This window comes from Arenimonas sp. (assembly GCF_036275555.1).
Classification (GTDB): domain Bacteria; phylum Pseudomonadota; class Gammaproteobacteria; order Xanthomonadales; family Xanthomonadaceae; genus Arenimonas.
The window spans coordinates 49,571-66,472 of record NZ_DASUDO010000008.1; the positions used below are offsets into that span (position 1 = coordinate 49,571).

Below are 16,902 nucleotides of genomic sequence, written 5' to 3' on the forward strand. Positions count from 1 at the left end.
TACCCCAGGGGCCGGGCAACCCCGATGGGGCCGCGTGATGGCAAGGGCAACACTTCGCCTCCTGTGCTGGGAGGACGCGCGATGGAAAGACCGGTCCGTGGCTTCACGCTGGTGGAGCTGGTGGTGGTGCTGATGGTGTCGGGCCTGCTCGCGGCGCTCGCGGCGCCCTCGTTCGCGGCGATGCTGGAGCGCCACCGCACGCGTGCGTTCACCCACCAGCTCACGGCCTCCATGGCGCTGTCCCGGCTGGGCGCCGTCCGGCTGGGGCAACCGGTCACGCTTTGCCCCACGCGGGATGGACTGCGCTGTCGGCGCGACCTGGCCTGGGAAGGAGGCTGGATGGCATACGCCGATCCGGGGCGCCGCGACCAACCCGCGCGGCAAGCCGACATCCTCCAGCACGTCCCGCTGGACGAGGGGCCGCTGCTGGCGCGGAGCAGCGCCGGCCGCCACCGCATCCGATTCCTGCCCACCGGCTGGTCCAGCGGGTCGAACCTCAGCATCCGCATCTGCAGCCGGGGCGCCGCAAAACTGCTTGGCACCGTGGTCGTCAACAATGCAGGACGACCTCGCACCGAGCGCCAGGACAACGCGCCCAAGCCCTGCCCCTACCCGCCCTAGGCAGTGTTCAGGCTTGACCCGGGGCCGAAGTGCATTAAAATGCCCGTCCCCGCCCGAATAGCTCAGCCGGTTAGAGCACTTGACTGTTAATCAGGGGGTCGTTGGTTCGAGTCCAACTTCGGGCGCCAGGCATTGAAAAAGAAACGGGCCGCATCGCTGCGGCCCGTTTTTTTTTGTCTTACCAGCACTCCGACAGGGGTGCCGAGCCGGTGCGTGTCTTGGTGCCGGCCTGGGTGATGCCCAGCGTGCCGCACTTCGCGCCGTCCTTGGCCGCCTGGCGGCTGCCGCTCACCGGCACTATCGTCAGCGCGTACGTCGTGGCGGTCAGCGTGGGCGTCGGGATCGTGTAGTGCGGGGTCAGTTCCGTGCGGCAGGGCAACGCCGGGATGACCGCGTCCGTATACCTGAGGTTGGTGCTGTAGTAGCGCTCCATGAACTGCGAGGCCTCCAGCAGGCAGGCCGCCGCCGCCTTGCGGCGCGATGCCACGGTGGCGTTCTCGTAGCTGGCGTAGGCGATGCCCGCAAGCACGCCCAGCACCAGGATCACCACCATGAGCTCGATGAGCGTGAAGCCGCTCTGCCTGCGCGCCCCGGCGAGGGTGGCGCGCGCGGACAGGCCGTTGCTGTTCCGGAAAATGGCAGTCATTGCTTAGTCCCTTACGATTTCGCGCCAGGAGATACGGCCCTTGAACAGGGGGTTATTGACCGCGACCGTTCCCGTCGTGCCGAGCGAGCCGCCGGCCACGAGCAGGTTCTCGACCACCGTCGGCGACGTCGGCATCGCGATGCCCAGGTTCACCGAGCCGACCGGGATGTTGGCGTTGCCATTCTTGAGGGTGTCGTCATCGAAGCTGCCGTCCCCGTCCACGTCGAAGAACGGCGAGGACACGCTGGTGCCGCTGAAGGCGTCGATGGCGTTGATGAAGCCGGTGCCGCCACCGCAGGGGTTGGAGCTGGGGACGATGCTGGGCACCACCAGGGTCGTGCCGAGCAGGAACGGGTCGCCCACGATACGTTCGGCGGGCGTCGGCGGCGTGGTCTTCGGCGCCGGCAGGTCGACGTACCAGCCCTTCTTGGCCTGGTCCAGCGGTGCATTGGCCTCAAAGGCGCGGACCGGCTGGTTGTCGATGACGCCGGTGGCCACCAGCGTACGGGCCTGCAGGTTGTCCGCACGGGCGCCCACGGCGGCGTTGAGATCCTTCACGCCGTAGAGCGTCTGCACGTCCGGCGACGTGAGGTCGGTGGACTCGATGTACTTGCCGGTGCCGAAGAAGACCCAGGGCTTGAAGTCGGTCGGGTTCAGCGACACCGACAGGCCGCCGGTGATCGGCTGGCGCTTGCCGGCCGAATCGGTGGCGACGAAGAACGGGTCGCCCTCGACGTGCAGGCCCCAATCCACGACCTTCGGGCTGGTGAAGTCGAACTTCCAGATGTTGCCCTTCAGATCGCCGGCGTAGACGTAGTCGAGCAGACGGTCGCCGTCCTCGTCCCAGCCGCGCGGCGCGGACAGGCCGTTGTCGTCATCGGTGGCGACGGCCTGGGCGACGATCTTCTTGATGAACTCGCCCGTGGCCAGGTTGAACACAAACAGCACCGGGTCGCCGTTGGTGCTGTTGATGCCGTTGCTGACGATGGCCACCGGCGTCTTGACCGCGTTGGTCAGGCTGGTGCCGATGAGCACGTTGGCAATCAGCGGGCGGCCCAGCACGAAGCCCATGTCGGCGTCGGTGGTGGAGCCCGGGTACTCGGTGGTGATGTTGGTCGCGGCAAACGTGGTTGGGCTGGTCACGTCGAGGAAGTAAACGCCCTTGCCACCACGCCCGAGCGTGCCCACCAGGTAGTTCTTGTTGGGCGTGTCGGCGTAGCTGGACACGACGACGGGGCCATCGACGAAGTACTGGTGGCTGTAGTTCGGGTCCGCCAGGGTCTTGAGCTTGGCCAGGCTGGCGGCGGAGGTGGCGTTCGGGACGAAGGCGAAGAGCTCCTTGCCCTTGTTGGTGCCGGTGGTCGCGAAGGCGTGCAGCATGCCGTCGTTGGCGCCGACGAAGATGGTGTTGGTTTCCCGCACGAACGCCGGCGACGAATTGATGATGTCGCCGAGCAGGTGGGCGCGGTTGCGGAAGGTGCCGCCGTTGCTGATCTCGTTGGCGGTGGAGCCGGCGACGTAGGCCGCCTGGTTGGCACCCATGGCCGTGGACTGCTCCGTGGTCGGGAAGGTCGCCTTGGTGCTGCCGTACAGGGTGAACACCTTGCGCCCGGTTGCCGGGATGCCCAGCGACCCCAGCCAGTCGGGTGTCGCGGAAACACCGGCCGAACTGATCGGATAGGACGCCAGCTCGCCGGTCCACTTTCCGGCGATGTAGCTGGCCTGGAAGATGCGGGTCTCGGAGTCGAGGCGGACGGTGTTGGCCGCGACGTTGGAACCGGAGGCCGTGCGCTCGACGATGGCATTGAGCGCATTGCGCAGGCCGATGGTGAACTGCTCCGGGTCGCTGGCGGCCACGAAGGAGCCGTGGCCGTTGACGGAGGCGTGCAGGAGATCGTCGATGCGCTCGATGTCCTCGTTATCCATCGGATCCGGCCAGGCCGTCGTGCCCGCGATCAGGCCAGGCATGTCCTTCACCGGGTCGAGCGAACCCCGCAGGCCGATCGAGATGCCAAACGTCACCATGTGCTGCCAGAACGCCGGGTTCGACGAGGTGGTCGGCACGATGTTCTCGAGGTCGGTGCGCAGGTCGGTCTTCCAGTACTGCATCGCCACGTCGGCGAGCGTGTTGCTGTAGGCGTCCTTGAACGGGGCCGCGGGCTCGTAGGTGTAGTTGCCGCCCTGCGGGTTGGCGATCGTGCTGCCCGCGGTGTTGTCGGAATTGCCGATCGAGGTGCTGCCTTCGTTCCAGAAACCATCGGTGGTGAGGATGGTGAAGTTCTGGCGGCAGGCCAGCTGCGCGGTGCCCGTCTCGGGGCCCCACGGGCTGCTGGCGCCGGTGTCGTCGTACATGTCGCCCGCGCGGGATAGGGCCGGGATCAGGGGCGTGGTGCCCTCGCCCTCGGCCGCGAACAAGCGTGCGAACCAGGTGGACCGGTTGGTGGACGCGCCGAGGTTGCGGAAGCGACCGTTGTCGGTTGCCACCGGGATGTCCAGCTTGTTCCGGTCCCAAATGGTGGTGAAACCCACCCGGACATCGTCGCCGAGGTCATTGAAGGCATAGCTCGTGCCGGCCTTCGCCACCTTCATGCGGGTGCGATGGTAGGAGTACCAGGTCGCGTAATTCTCAAGCTCTTCGTCGAGGTCGCGGGTGACCGTGGTTCCGTCGGGGCGGGTCCAGGTGAAGCTGGTGATGTTGGTGCAGTTGCCCCAGAACCAGCTGTCGGTGCCCGCGTTGTATAGCCGCTCGCAGCGCAGGGCCGACACGCCACCGGTGGGGAAATACCAAAGGTAGTACTGCCGGGGATCAGTCAGGTCCGTCGCATCGGCCTTGGGAACGTAAAAAATCTGGTTATTCAAGGCCAAGTTCACCGGCGTGCTGGCGAGGCTGGCGTCGCCCCAGGCAGCGGTGTACGGCGTTTCGGGGAAGAAGCTGCCGTCGAACTCCTGCCAGGGATCGTACTCCTTGGCAGGGTTGTAATAGATGGTGTTGCTGACGTAGGTCCGCGAGCTGATGTTGACCCCGGTCCCGGATACAGCAGCCAGCGAGGGGTCGTCCATCTGGGTGCCCTCCATCGAGCCGGAGTCGTCGAGGATGAACCAGACGTTGGGCGCCACCGCGTCGCCCGACTGTAGCGGGACATTGGGGACGATGAGTGCGGCCTGGACCGGCAGGGAGGCAATGGCGACGGCCGCGCCGATGGCCATGGCCAACAGGCGATGGTTGGCGCTGGCAGTACGGGAATTAAGGTGGCTCATGGCGCTACTCCGCTCGTGGCGCAGGGGGGCGAGGGAAATCATTCCGGCGAGGTGAAGCTGGACTGCAGGATCACTTGCGAACGGCCATCGGCCGTCGCGCGGGCGGTGACGCGGTAACGCGGCCCGAGGCAGCCAGCCTGGATCGGGTTCTCGCGATCACAGCCAGGCCAGTTCGGCGCCGATCCCATGTACTCGATGAAGTATCCCGGGGTGACCGAGAGGGAGCCCGAGGTCACCGCGGTCGTTGCTTTGTAAGGCGGGTTGTCGAGCAGCCAGCGGTTGACGAAGGTGACGTCGGCGGCGGTGTTTGGCGCCGTGCACAGCCCGTTCGTGCAGGCCGCGGTGTACTGCGAGGGCTTGGTGGTGGCGGCGAAATCCTCGCCCTGGCGCAGGGCCGACTCGGCGGCCTGGAACATCAGGCTGCGGTCGAAGAGGTTCGCGCTCATGCGCTCTTCCATGATCGAACCGCGCAGGCTGGCGAGCCCGAGCAGGGTCATGATCAGCAGCAGCATCAGCACGACCAGCAGGGCGACGCCGCGCTGGCGGCGAGGCAGCGGGGTGGCGAAGGAATGGCTCATGGCACGCGGTTCCGGAGGGTCACGGTGTGGGACAACGGGCGGTCGAGGGCGGCGCCGTCGGTGCCGGTGATCTCGCTGGCGGTGAGCGCGCCGGCGGCGGCGGCCAGGTCGACCTCGATGCGTACGGCGGCGACGTTGCGCCAGTCATTGGCGCCAACGGTGGCGGTGTAGTTGGAGCCACCGATCAGCAGGTAGGTCAGGCGCATGTCGGTGATGCCTTCGGTGACCTCTTCCGGCGCCTGGTTCAGCGCCCGGCGGTACAGCGAGCGGCCACCGCGGGCGTTGTTGCCGACGTACCAGATGGTGGAGGAGAACTTGGCGATCACGGCGTTGTCGTTGTACTGCTTGCCATCCTTGGCCTTGTCGCCGGTGCAGCTGGGGAAGCTGAGCGACTTGCAGTCGTTCTGGAAGCCGTTGAACTGCGGGCCCGGGTTGTTGCCGGTGTTGTGGTTGACGTGCAGCACGTTGTTCTGCGGGCCGGTCTGCAGGAAGATCGTGGCCTGCGTGTAATCGCAGATCAGCAGGATGTCGCCGGGCTTGAAGCCGTGCTCGGTGGTGTTGACGTGGATGGTCGCCGCCGAGGGATTGTGCTTGGTGACGGTGACGTCGGCCTGGCCGCCCGACTTGATTTCGATCGCGTCGGTGGCCAGCACGCGCTGGCCCTCGCCGGTGCCGTCGAGCCCGGTGATGGCTTCGCCGGCGTCGTAGCCGCGCAGGCCGTCGCCGAAGTTGGTCGCGGCAGTCGCCGGGATGATCGTGTTGGCGACCGGCAGGTTTCGGCCGCAGGGCGTGCCGCCCGCCTCGCGTAGCTCGCGTGCCATCAGCTCGAACGCGACGCGTCCGTTCTCCTGCAGGCGCCCGAGGGTCTCGGTGGTCGCGTAGGTGCGCTTGTTCGATATGAAGATGCCGCCGGCGGCCGCGACCACCAGCAGGCCGACGATGAGCGCGATCATCAGCTCGATCAGGCTGAAGCCCTGGACCGCGGCCCGGGCCGGCATGGGGTTTCGCAGTCGGTTCATATGCGGCTCGTCGTGGTGAGGGTTTCGTTGGGATCGCCGTCGGTGGCGCGGGAGTCGTTCCACTCCACCGTGATGCTGCAGACATTGCTGACGCAGGCGGAAATGGTGCCGCAGGCCGACGGGCCCATCGCATCCTTCAACGACTGGATCCAGCGGGCCTGGTCGCGGCTGGCGAGGCTGCTGCCGGCCGACGGCACGGTGCAGGTACGCGCCAGGGTGTAGCCGTTGGCGCGCGCCGAGGTCGCGTTGGCGCGCATCGCATCGAACATCGAGTAGCTCAGCACGACGGCCTGGGTGCGGTCGAAAGCGCTCTGGCTGTTCTTGAGCGTGACGGCCTGCATCGCGGCGATGCCCAGCAGGCCGATGGCCAGGATGAGCGCGGCGATGAGGACTTCGATCAGGCTGAGGCCCTGCTGGCGGTGCTTCGGGGAGGGAGCGGAGGATCGGTGGCGAGTCATGTCGCGGCCCTGTCAGGTATTGGTGGGTGCGGTGCAGGCGCCGGCGCCGCTGCGCGACACCACCGAGATGCGGCTGCCGGAGCCGATCTGCACGTCACGGATGTTGGCCACCGGACGCGTGGTGGCGAGGCACACGCTGATCTTGCCGGCGAGGATGGCGGCGTCGGCCGTGACGTTGGCGCGGGCGCGGCCGTCGGAGCGGAAGACGATGCGGTCGGCGGCGGTCACGGCCGGGCTGCCGAGGAGCTGCAGGGGGGCGTCGATCGTGGTGTCGCGCAGGACCAGCGCGCCGTCGGCGGCGCCATCACGGTTGGCGTCGACGAACGAGATGTGCCTGCCCCAGTTGGTGCCGCCGCAGGCGGTGCCATTGGTCGAGGGGCAGATGACCACGCGCGCGTTTCGGCGCACGGCCTCCGAACGGGCGATCTGCAGGCTGGCGATCAGTTCGTTGGCGGCGCCGGTGAGGCGGTTGCTGTTGATCATCTCGCGGAAGCTGGGAAAGCTGATCGCCGACACGATGCCGATGATGATGATGACCACCAGCAGCTCGATGAGCGTGTAGCCCTGCTCCCGCCCGCGGCGGACGGCATTCGCGCGGGGCGACGGGGGTCGAAGATCTCGGCTCATGGTTCCGGTTCCAGATTATCCAAGGCTGGAGCCTAGCGGCCGCCCCCCGCCCCCGCCAGCTTCAACCGATGGGCGGCCCGATGGACGGCGCCAGCGGGGCCTCGCTTTGCAAGGCCACGGGCACCGGGCAAGATGGCCGCGACCCCCAGCCCCAGGGCCAGAATGGCCAAGCGCCCCCCGCCGACCCAACCCCTCGAGGCCTTGTGGCAGCCCCAGGCCCTGACCGCCGTGCTGCTGGCCGGCGAAGGGCTGGCCCTGCTGCTGGCGCTGGCCCCCGGGAACCCGGGCGACCGGTGGGTCCATTTCGGGCTCGCCTCGCTGATGATCCAGTGGATCGCCCTGCTGACGCTCGGGGCCCTGTACGCCCTCCGTGGCGCGCTGGCCCGGGTCGCCGCGCCGCGGGTCGCCTGGATCGCGCTCTCGCTGCTGGTGCTCAATGCCCTGGTCGCCGGCAGCGCGGCCTGGCTGGCGCTCAGCGGCGCCGACGGCGGCGGCCTGCAGGGCTGGTTCCAGCAACAGCTGCGGCTGTGCGCCATGACCTTGACGGTCGGCCTGCTGGCGCTGGCCGCCTTCCAGAATTTCTGGCGCGCCCGGCAGTTGGCCGTGCTTGCGAAGCAGGCCGAGCTCGAGGCCCTCCAGGCACGAATCCGCCCGCATTTCCTGTTCAACACGCTCAATACCGGCGCCGCCCTGGTGCATGCGCGGCCGGGCGAAGCCGAGCAGCTGCTGCTGGACCTGTCCGATCTGTTCCGGGCCGCGCTGTCGGGCGAGAGCGAAATCCCGCTGGCCGACGAGCTGGCGCTGGCCCGGCGATACCTCGAGATCGAGGCCCTGCGCTTCGGGCCCCGGCTGCGCCTGTCATGGAGCCTGCCCGATCCGGTGCCAGCGATCAGGGTGCCCACCCTGTCGATCCAGCCCTTGGTCGAGAACGCGATCCGCCATGGGGTCGAGCCCTCGGCGGAAGGCGGCGCGGTGGACGTCCGGGTGGAGGCCGAAGGCGCACAGGTGAAGGTGATCGTGGCCAACGACCTGCCGCGGGCCAGTACCCGGGTGGGGCCGGCCCATGCCGGCCACCAGGTCGGCCTGGCCTCGGTGCGCAGCCGCATCGAGGCGCTGACCGAAGGCCGCGGCCGCGTCGAGGCGGGCATCATCGACGGCCGCTACGTCGCCACGCTCACCCTTCCCCGCGCCCTCTAGGAGCGCAAGGAAGGCGTCAGCCGTTCGCGACCTGGTAGCAGGGCTTGTAGCTGCCGCTGATCTTCATGCGGCGCTGGGCCACGAAGGCCTTCAGCAGGCCGTCGAGGGCGCGCATGATCTCCTTGTCGCCGTCGATGATGTACGGGCCGTGGCGCTCGATCTCGCGCATGCCCTCTTCCTTGACGTTGCCGGCGACGATGCCCGAGAAGGCGCGGCGCAGGTCGGCGGCCAGCAGGTGCGGCGGCTGTTCGCGGTGCAGCTTCAGGCCGGCCATCGCCGCGTGCGTCGGCGGGAACGGGCGCTGGAATTCCTCGGGCAGGTGCAGCGACCAGTTGAAGAAGAACGCGTCCTGCTCCTTCAGCCGGTGCTCGCGCACCTTGCGGATGCCCTCGCGCATCACCTTGGCCACCTCGGCGGCGTCGTCGACGATGATGCGGTAGCGCGAGGTCGCGGCCTCGCCCAGGGTCAGGCGCAGGAACTGGTCGATCTGCTCGAAGTAGGCCGCGGACTCGGCCGGGCCGGTGAAGATCAGCGGGAACGGCAGCTCGGCATTGGCCGGGTGCAGCAGCACGCCCAGCAGGTACAGGATTTCCTCCGCGGTGCCGACGCCACCCGGGAACACGATGATGCCGTGGCCGAGGCGCACGAAGGCTTCGAGCCGCTTCTCGATGTCCGGCATGATCACCAGGTGGTTGACGATCGGGTTCGGCGACTCGGCGGCGATGATGCCCGGCTCGGTGATGCCGATGTAGCGCGGGCGGCTCTGGCGCTGCTTGGCGTGGGCGATGGTGGCGCCCTTCATCGGGCCCTTCATCGCGCCCGGGCCGCAGCCGGTGCAGATGTCGAGGCCGCGCAGGCCCAGCTGGTAGCCGACCTTCTTGGTGTAGAGGTATTCGTCGCGGCCGATCGAGTGGCCGCCCCAGCACACCACCAGGCTCGGGTTCTGGTACGAGCGCATGACGCGGGCGTTGCGCAGGATCTCGAACACGGCGCTGGTCATGCCCGGGCCGGTGCCCAGGTCGAACTTGTTGCTGCCGCTCACCTCGATCGCGTTGTAGGCGATGTCGCGCACCACGGCGAACAGGTTCTCGGCGATGCCGCGGATGATCTCGCCGTCCACGAAGGCGCTGGCGGGCGCGGCCTTGAGCTCGATCTTGATGCCGCGGTCCTGCTGCTGCACCTCGATGTCGAAATCGGGGTAGCGCAGCGAGGCGGCGCGCGGGTCGTCGGAATCGCTGTCGGTGGTCAGCACCGCCAGCGCGCAGCGGCGCAGCAGTTCGCGCAGGCCGCCGGTGGAGGCATCGGCCAGGCGGGCCACTTCGTCGCGGGAAAGGATGTCCAGGCCGCCGCGCGGGGAGATGCGGGTGTTGACGGTGGCGGGAAGGTCTTGTTGCTCGGTCATGGGGCGTCGTTTCGTCTGTCTGTCCTATTGGACGGCAGACTCTACCACTGCCCGGTGGCATCCCTGTGGGAGGGACTTCAGTCCCGATGGCATTCGGCGCAAGGCATCGGGACTGAAGTCCCTCCCACAGGAGAACCAAAAAAAAACGGCCGGCGGTTACCCGCCGGCCGTTCGTCTCACGCCAGGTGGCGCGGGTGTGGCTTAGAACTTGTAGCGGAAGCCCAGCTGCAGCGACCAGCGCGAGATGCCGCGGTCGTCGTAGAGGCGCGCCTGGTCCGGCTCGTTGAAGCGATAGACGTATTTGCCGGTCGCGGCGTCGATACCGCCGTACTCGACCACGCCGCGGCTACCCGGGAAGCCGATTTCCTCGATCTTGCCCCAGTCCTTGTTGATCAGGTTGCCGACGTTGAGGATGTCGAGCCAGATCTCCGAGCGGTGGTCCTTGAAGAAGCCCGGCAGTTCCTGGGAGATGCGCAGGTCGAACTGGTTGACCCAGGGGTTCTGGACGGCGTTGCGGCCCACGACGCGGCCACGGTTGGCGTTGAGGTAACCGTCGTTGGCGACGAAGGCCCAGAACGCGGCTTCCTCGGCGGCGGTGCCGAACAGGACGTCACCCGGGCCGGTCGGCACGTACAGCAGGTCGTTGCCGAAGCGGCCGTCGCCGTTGGCGTCGTTGTCGAACACGTAGCTGAACGGGCGGCCCGAACGGCTCTCGGCGAACATGGAGACGCGGGTCTCGTAGTCACCGAAGAAGGCGCGCTCCCAGTTGATGCTGGCCGAGAAGCGGTCCTTGATCTCGTAGGCCGAGGTCGCGGAGACCTCTTCGTTCGGGTTGAACGTGTTGATGTTGCCCCACTGCGAACCGGACGTGGAGCTGGTCAGCGGGCTGACCTCGTCGGCGTTGGTGAAGGTGTAGGCCGCGGTCCAGGAGAAGCCCCAGTCGCCCTTCGGCTTGCTGAAGGACAGGCTGAGCTGCTGCGACTCACCCTTGCCGGTCGGGCGGGCGATGATCGCGTCGGTGAAGTTCGGGTTGGCGTTGAAGCGGCTGCGGGTACCCGCCGAGCCCGGCGCGGTGCCGAACTGGTTCCAGTTGGCCGGGTTACGGCCCGCGGCGTTCCAGTAGATCTCGCGGCCGTCCTGGCCGATCGCGGTCGGCGCGCCGAGGTTGAGCTGCTGGTAGAAGATCGCTTCCTTGACGTTCGCCAGCACGACCTCAGCCGACATCACGATGCCCGACCAGGGCAGCTCGTGGTCGAACGCGAGGTTGGCCTTCCACACCGACGGCTGGCCCAGGTCCGGATCGACGAAGTCGATGGACTGGGTGCCCTGGCGGGCACCGGCCGGGACGAGCACCAGCTGGCCGTCCGGATCCGCCACGAAGCAGCGGCCATCCGGCGTGGCGCACGGCGGGGTGCGGCCACTGGTGAACAGGTAGTCGATATAGCCGAAGCCAGTGTTGGTGAACGGGTTCGACAGCCAGACGTTGGCGGCCGAGCCCTGGAACAGGCCGAAGCCACCGCGCAGCTGGGTCGGGCGGTCGGCGTCGAAGGTGTAGTTGAAGCCGAAGCGCGGCTGGAACAGGCCGTTGCCGTCGATGGTCGAGCTGTTGTCGAAGCCGAACGCAGCCTGGGCGGCGGCGTTATAGGTCGGCGCCTCGTCGATCAGCGGCTCGTCGTAGCGCAGGCCGAAGGTCAGGGTCAGGTTGTAGTTGACCGCCCAGGTGTCCTGCACGAACAGGCCGAGGTTCTCGATGCCCCAGATGGCCGCCGTGTTGTCACGGTCGCCGCCGGCCGGGTGGAAGTACTGGAAGCGGCTCGGGCGACCGGTCTGGAAGTCGGCGATGCTGTTGAAGGTGTACACGCCGTTGCTGCGGCGGCCGAACAGGTTGTAGATGTCGTTGTTCTCGTAGTCCACGCCGAACTTGATGGCGTGGTCACCGGCGTACAGGTTGCCCGCGAAGTAGGCGTTCCAGGTCTCGGTCTCGAGGATGTTGGCGTGCGTGTTCTCCTCGGTGCCGAAGTTCACGGTGGCGTTGCCGACGCGGACGGCCACGGCCGGCAGGTTCGTGACCGGGGTGCGGACGGCCGAGTAGTCGCGGTACGAAACCTTGGCTTCGGTCGAGAAGTTGTCGGTCCAGTCGCTGAACAGCTGCGCGGTGTAGGTGTCGAAGGTGAAGTCGCGCTGGTAGGCGTAGCTGCTCAGGGCGATGGCGTTGTTGCCGAAGCCCGGGTAGTTGGCGACGCTCTGGTCCGACGTGCCGACGCGGAAGTTCGCGCGCTGGGTGTCAGTGATGTTCCAGTCGATCTTCAGGCCGTACTCTTCGCTGGTGGTATCGGCGCCGCTGACGCCGTACTCGCCGGCATCGAAGCCGTAGCTCTGGGCCGCCTGGCGGATCAGGTTGATGTCGGCCTGGCTGACGTTGACGATGTTCGACGCGCCGGAGCCGATCGGGCCGAAGCTCGGGCCCGGGGCGCCCTGCTCGTACTTCTCGTAGTTCAGGAAGAAGAACAGGCGGTCCTTGATCAGCGGGCCACCGAAGGTCATGCCGTAGGTGGTCTCGTCCTCGAAGCCGCTGAAGTCGGTGCCGTTCTCGTTGTCACGGATCATCGAGTTGTCGCGGTACAGGCCGTACACGCTGCCGGAGAAGTCGTTGGTGCCCGACTTGGTCACGGCGTTGATCACGCCGCCGGTGCCGCCCGAGATGGTGACGTCGTAGTTGGCGACCGAGATGGCGATTTCGTCGATGACGTCCATCGAGAACGGCTGCTTCGGGGTCGGCAGGCTGTTCGACTCGAGACCGAAGCTGTCGTTGGTGCTGATGCCGTCGATGCGGATCACGTTGTAGCGCGGGTTCTGGCCGCCGACGGAGATCTCGTTGCGCGACTTGTCGGTCTGCACGACGCGGGGGTCGATGCGGGCGTAGTCCTGCAGGTTGCGCTCGATCGAGGGCAGCGCGTCAAGCTGGTCGCGGTTGACGTTGGTGCCCGCGCCCATCTTCTCGGAGCTGAAGATCTCGTTGGAGACGGCGGTGCCGGTCACTTCGACGGCGGCGAGCGTCGCGGCGCCCTGGCCCAGGGTCGCGTCCACCGAGGTGGTGTCGGCGAGCTGCAGGTAGACGCCCTCGCGGACCTCGGAAACGCCGTCCTTGACGATGGTGATCGTGTACGGGCCGCCGACGCGCAGGCCGCGCGCGGCGTAACGGCCGTCGGCCGTGGTGGTGGCGGTGCTCACGGTGCCCGAGGGCACGTGCAGGATGGTCACCTGCGCGCCAGCCACCGGCTGGGAGTCGGCAGCGACGATGCGGCCGCCGACGGAAGCCGAGGTGTTCTGGGCGAACGACGGCGCGGCGGCGAGCGCGATGGCCAGGCCGAGGGAGAGCTTCGACAGCCGAACCCGGTTGCGATTGGTCATGGTTTTGAACCCTGAGTTTATGAGTGACTAAGAGGGAGTTGCGGCATCCCGCCGCGGCACCTGACGGGCCAGGTGCCTGTATTCCTTGGAATCGCTTGCCAGGTTGGGTGTCCCCTGCGGACCCGGGCAATAACAAGAGTTTAACACGGTACCCCGGTCACATGTCATTCAGGTGACAGAATCGCTTACGGGGTCAGCGCCGGCCGAGGGATCAGCCCACCCCGCCGGCCCGGAGGTAGGCGGCCACACCGTCGAGCAGCATCTGCACCGAGAGGGCGACCAGCAGCATGCCCATCAGGCGCTCCACGGCGATCAGCACCCGCATGCCCAGGACCTTGTAGAGGAAGGTGGCGGAGAACAGGATCACCGCGGTGCCCAGCCAGGCCAGGGTCAGGGCTAGGCTCCAGTCGCCCATGCGGCCGGGCTCCTGGGCGGCCAGCAGCATCACCGCGGCCATGCCGGAGGGGCCCGCGACCAGGGGGATGGCCATCGGGACGATGAAGGGCTCGCCGTCCGGCACGTCGCCGAACATGCCCTCGGCGCTGGGGAAGATCATCTTCAGGCCGATCAGGAACAGGACGATGCCGCCGGCGATGGACACCGACTCCTGCCGCAGGTGCATCAGCTCCAGCAGGTACTGGCCGCCCCACAGGAAGATGAACAGCACGGCCAGCGCGATCAGCAACTCGCGGGCCAGCACCACCCAGCGGCGGCGACCCGGCAGCGGCTTGAGCAGGCCGAGGAAGATCGGGATGTTGCCCAGCGGGTCGAGGATCAGGAACAGCAGCAGGGCGGCGGACAGCGTGGTCATGACGGGACCCTCGGGGCGAACACGTGGCCGCGGTGCGCGGCGCCGGCCGGCGACAGCAGGTGGACGCAGGCCGGGGCGTAAGCCGCCGGGGACGGCACCCGCAGCTGGGCCTCGTCGGCGTAGGCGCGGGCCCGCAGGTCGGTGCGCATCGGGCCGGGCTCGAGGGCGCTGACCCGGACCGGGGTGGCGTCGGTCTCGGCGCTGAGCTGGCGGACCAGGGCCACGAGGCCCTGCTTGGCCAGGCCGTACGACCCCCAGTAGGCCTTGCCGACCCGCGCCGGATCGTCGGTGACGAAGACCACGGCGCTGTCGCCGGCCTTGCGCAGCCAGGGCAGGCAGGCCTGGGTGAGCAGCCAGGGCGCGGTCAGGTTCACGTGCAGGCTGCGGACGAAATCCTCGGGCGGGGTCGCCTCGAGCGGGGCCAGGCCTTTGAACTCGGCGGCGCAGTGCAGCAGGCCGTGCAGCCCGCCCAGCTCGCCGGCGATGCGCGCGGCGAGTTCGGCGTAGTCGGCCGGGTCGGCGCCGGCCAGGTCGACCGGATACAGGGCCGGCTCGGGGCCGAGCGCCTTCACCGCGTCGTAGACCCGGTTGAGCTTCGGAACCTTGCGGCCGAGCAGCACCACCGTGGCGCCGGCGCGGGCGCAGGCCTTCGCGGCCTCGGCGCCCAGGCCGCCGTGGGCACCGGTGACCAGCACCGTGCGCCCGGCCAGGGCGTCGGCCGCCACGGCCGGGATCGGCGGCGCGGCCGGGTTCATGCCGGCTTCTGGGCCTCGGACACCATGCGCGCGAGCTCGCCGCTCTCGAGCAGCTCGACGGTGATGTCGCAGCCGCCGATCAGCTCGCCGTTGATGAAAAGCTGCGGGAAGGTCGGCCAGTCGGAGTAGCGCGGCAGGTTGGCGCGGATCTCCGGATCCTCGAGCACGTTGATGCTGTGGAAGCGCGCGGCGCCGGCGTTCTTCAGCGCCTGCACCGAGCGGCTGGAAAAGCCGCACATCGGGAACTGCGGCGTGCCCTTCATGAAGAGCACGATCGGGTGGCCTTCGACCTCGGCCTTGATACGGTCCATGACGCTCATGTGAAGCTCCGTTCCATCTGCAGGCCCGGGACGGGCGCGCGAAGGGCTAGAATTATACGGCCAACGCGCCGCCCGCCGGCGCCCCGCCCCCACGAACGGAGAACTCCCCATGGCCATCGAACTGCCCGCCCTGCCCTACGACCGCACCGCCCTCGAGCCGCACATCTCGGGCGAGACGATCGACTTCCACTACGGCAAGCACCACCAGGCCTACGTGACCAACCTCAACAACCAGACCAAGGGCACCGAGTTCGAAGGCATGGACCTGGAAGCCATCGTGCGCAAGGCGCAGGGCGGCATGTTCAACAACGCCGCGCAGGTCTGGAACCACACCTTCTACTGGAACTGCCTCAAGCCCAACGGCGGCGGCGAGCCGACCGGCAAGCTGGCCGAGGCGATCAACAAGTCCTTTGGTTCCTTCGCGGCCTTCAAGGAGCAGTTCACCCAGACCGCGCTGACCACCTTCGGCTCCGGCTGGGCCTGGCTGGTGCAGCGTCCGGACGGTTCGCTGGCCCTGGTCAGCACGCCGAACGCGGCCACCCCGCTCACCGGCACCGATACCCCGCTGCTCACCTGCGACGTCTGGGAGCACGCCTACTACGTGGACTATCGCAACGCCCGCCCGAAGTACGTCGAGGCGTTCTGGAACCTGGTGAACTGGGACTTCGTCGCCGGCAACATGGCCTGATGACGGCCACGCCCCTGCTCGCGATCGACGGCCTGTCCTGCAGCCATGCAGGCCGGCCGGCGGTGCGCGGGCTGGGGCTGTCGCTGCAGCCCGGCGAGCTGGGCTGCCTGCTCGGCCCCAGCGGCTGCGGCAAGACCACGCTGCTTCGCGCCATCGCCGGCTTCCACGCGCCGGATGCGGGCACGCTGTCGCTGCGCGGCAAGGAGGCGCTGGCGCTGCCGCCCGAAAAGCGGGGCCTGGGCTTCGTGTTCCAGGACCTCGCGCTGTTTCCCCACCTCACCGTCGCCGACAACGTGGCCTTCGGGCTGCATGGCCTGGCACGCGACCTGCGCCATGGGCGGGTGCTGGAAACGCTTGCACTCCTCGGCCTCGACGGCCTCGCGGATCGCTATCCGCACGAACTCTCCGGCGGCCAGCAGCAGCGCGTCGCGCTCGCCCGCTCGCTGGCGCCGCGCCCCGACCTGCTGCTGCTCGACGAACCCTTTTCCAGCCTGGACGCCGACCTGCGCGGCCGCCTGCGCGACGACCTGCACGCGGTGTTGAAGCGCCTGGGCATCGCCGCGCTGCTGGTCACGCACGACCAGGAGGAGGCCTTTGCCTTCGCCGACACGGTGGGCGTGATGCAGGCCGGCGTGCTGCTGCAGTGGGCGCCGGGCTTCGAGCTCTACCATCGCCCGGCCACGCCCTTCGTGGCGTCATTCGTGGGCGAGGGTCGCTTCCTCGAGGCGCGGGTGCTGGAAGGAAACCGCGTCGCCACGGCGCTCGGCGACCTGCCGGTGGCCGCCGCCTTGCCCTATGCGGTCGGCAGCGCGGTGCGCGTGCTACTGCGGCCGGACGACCTGATGCCCAGCGAGGACGACGGCATTGATTGCGAAGTGCGTGCGGTCGCTTTCCGCGGCGCGGAATCGCTGCACACCCTCGTACTGGCCGATGGCACCGCGCTGACGGCCCTCTTCCCCAGCCACCAGCAGCGCGAACCGGGGCAGCGCGTGCGCGTGAAGCCCGACCTCGCCCACGTAGTCGTCTTCCCCGCCGCCGACTGACCCGTCCCCTGTGGGAGGGACTTCAGTCCCGATGCCTTTCGGCGAAAAGCATCGGGACTGAAGTCCCT

15 protein-coding genes and 1 tRNA gene are annotated in these 16,902 nt (G+C 68.3%); 5 read left to right on the plus strand and 11 right to left on the minus strand.

The window, feature by feature from the left end:
• Positions 1–81: 81 nt before the first annotated feature.
• Together VFV21_RS02440 and VFV21_RS02445 are read left to right on the plus strand one after the other, a co-directional pair.
• A complete protein-coding gene (locus VFV21_RS02440; protein WP_329667907.1) occupies positions 82–621 on the plus strand; it encodes a GspH/FimT family protein in 540 nt (179 codons plus the stop codon).
• 51 nt (positions 622–672) lie between these two features.
• Positions 673–749 (plus strand) — tRNA-Asn (locus VFV21_RS02445).
• Between the two features lie 50 nt (positions 750–799).
• On the opposite strand, the gene VFV21_RS02450 is transcribed toward VFV21_RS02445, so the two are convergent.
• From VFV21_RS02450 to VFV21_RS02475, 6 genes are read right to left on the minus strand one after another with little or no spacing between them, the layout of a single operon-like run.
• The gene (locus tag VFV21_RS02450) at positions 800–1,267 is read right to left on the minus strand and encodes a type IV pilin protein (RefSeq protein WP_329667908.1); all 468 of its coding nucleotides are present in this window, start codon (positions 1,265–1,267) and stop codon (positions 800–802) included.
• 3 nt (positions 1,268–1,270) lie between these two features.
• Positions 1,271–4,525 carry a pilus assembly protein gene (locus VFV21_RS02455; RefSeq protein WP_329667909.1) on the minus strand — a complete coding sequence of 1,085 codons (3,255 nt, stop codon included), beginning with the start codon at positions 4,523–4,525 and terminating at the stop codon, positions 1,271–1,273.
• A 38-nt stretch (positions 4,526–4,563) separates the two neighbouring features.
• Positions 4,564–5,103 (minus strand): pilus assembly PilX family protein, encoded by a 540-nt coding sequence (locus VFV21_RS02460; RefSeq protein WP_329667910.1) that lies wholly within the window; start codon positions 5,101–5,103, stop codon positions 4,564–4,566.
• Positions 5,100–6,122, minus strand: coding sequence for a prepilin-type N-terminal cleavage/methylation domain-containing protein (locus tag VFV21_RS02465; RefSeq protein ID WP_329667911.1), 1,023 nt, complete (start codon positions 6,120–6,122; stop codon positions 5,100–5,102). Before VFV21_RS02465 ends, VFV21_RS02460 begins: the two co-directional genes overlap by 4 nt.
• On the minus strand, positions 6,119–6,580 hold the full coding sequence (gene pilV / locus VFV21_RS02470; protein ID WP_329667912.1) for a type IV pilus modification protein PilV: 462 nt from the start codon (positions 6,578–6,580) through the stop codon (positions 6,119–6,121). Before pilV ends, VFV21_RS02465 begins: the two co-directional genes overlap by 4 nt.
• 12 nt (positions 6,581–6,592) lie before the next feature.
• On the minus strand, positions 6,593–7,207 hold the full coding sequence (locus tag VFV21_RS02475; protein WP_329667913.1) for a GspH/FimT family pseudopilin: 615 nt from the start codon (positions 7,205–7,207) through the stop codon (positions 6,593–6,595).
• Between the two features lie 162 nt (positions 7,208–7,369).
• Here VFV21_RS02475 and VFV21_RS02480 point away from each other — a divergent pair, with 162 nt between their 5' ends.
• On the plus strand, positions 7,370–8,404 hold the full coding sequence (locus tag VFV21_RS02480) for a sensor histidine kinase (RefSeq protein ID WP_329667914.1): 1,035 nt from the start codon (positions 7,370–7,372) through the stop codon (positions 8,402–8,404).
• 16 nt (positions 8,405–8,420) lie between these two features.
• On the opposite strand, the gene ppnN is transcribed toward VFV21_RS02480, so the two are convergent.
• The 5 genes from ppnN to grxD all read right to left on the minus strand — a co-directional run bounded on the left by ppnN (position 8,421) and on the right by grxD (position 15,103).
• On the minus strand, positions 8,421–9,806 hold the full coding sequence (ppnN, locus tag VFV21_RS02485; RefSeq protein ID WP_329667915.1) for a nucleotide 5'-monophosphate nucleosidase PpnN: 1,386 nt from the start codon (positions 9,804–9,806) through the stop codon (positions 8,421–8,423).
• A 201-nt stretch (positions 9,807–10,007) separates the two neighbouring features.
• Positions 10,008–13,217 (minus strand): TonB-dependent receptor, encoded by a 3,210-nt coding sequence (locus tag VFV21_RS02490; RefSeq protein WP_329667916.1) that lies wholly within the window; start codon positions 13,215–13,217, stop codon positions 10,008–10,010.
• Between the two features lie 211 nt (positions 13,218–13,428).
• Entirely contained in the window at positions 13,429–14,028 is a 600-nt protein-coding gene (locus VFV21_RS02495; RefSeq protein WP_329667917.1) for a YhgN family NAAT transporter, read from the minus strand.
• Positions 14,025–14,783, minus strand: coding sequence for an SDR family NAD(P)-dependent oxidoreductase (locus VFV21_RS02500; RefSeq protein WP_329667918.1), 759 nt, complete (start codon positions 14,781–14,783; stop codon positions 14,025–14,027). Before VFV21_RS02500 ends, VFV21_RS02495 begins: the two co-directional genes overlap by 4 nt.
• The gene (gene grxD / locus VFV21_RS02505) at positions 14,780–15,103 is read right to left on the minus strand and encodes a Grx4 family monothiol glutaredoxin (protein ID WP_034210311.1); all 324 of its coding nucleotides are present in this window, start codon (positions 15,101–15,103) and stop codon (positions 14,780–14,782) included. Before grxD ends, VFV21_RS02500 begins: the two co-directional genes overlap by 4 nt.
• 109 nt (positions 15,104–15,212) lie before the next feature.
• Between grxD and sodB the strand changes: the two genes are divergently transcribed.
• On the plus strand, positions 15,213–15,791 hold the full coding sequence (gene sodB, locus VFV21_RS02510) for a superoxide dismutase [Fe] (protein ID WP_034210309.1): 579 nt from the start codon (positions 15,213–15,215) through the stop codon (positions 15,789–15,791).
• The gene (locus VFV21_RS02515; RefSeq protein ID WP_329667919.1) at positions 15,791–16,834 is read left to right on the plus strand and encodes an ABC transporter ATP-binding protein; all 1,044 of its coding nucleotides are present in this window, start codon (positions 15,791–15,793) and stop codon (positions 16,832–16,834) included. Before sodB ends, VFV21_RS02515 begins: the two co-directional genes overlap by 1 nt.
• Positions 16,835–16,902 lie beyond the last annotated feature (68 nt).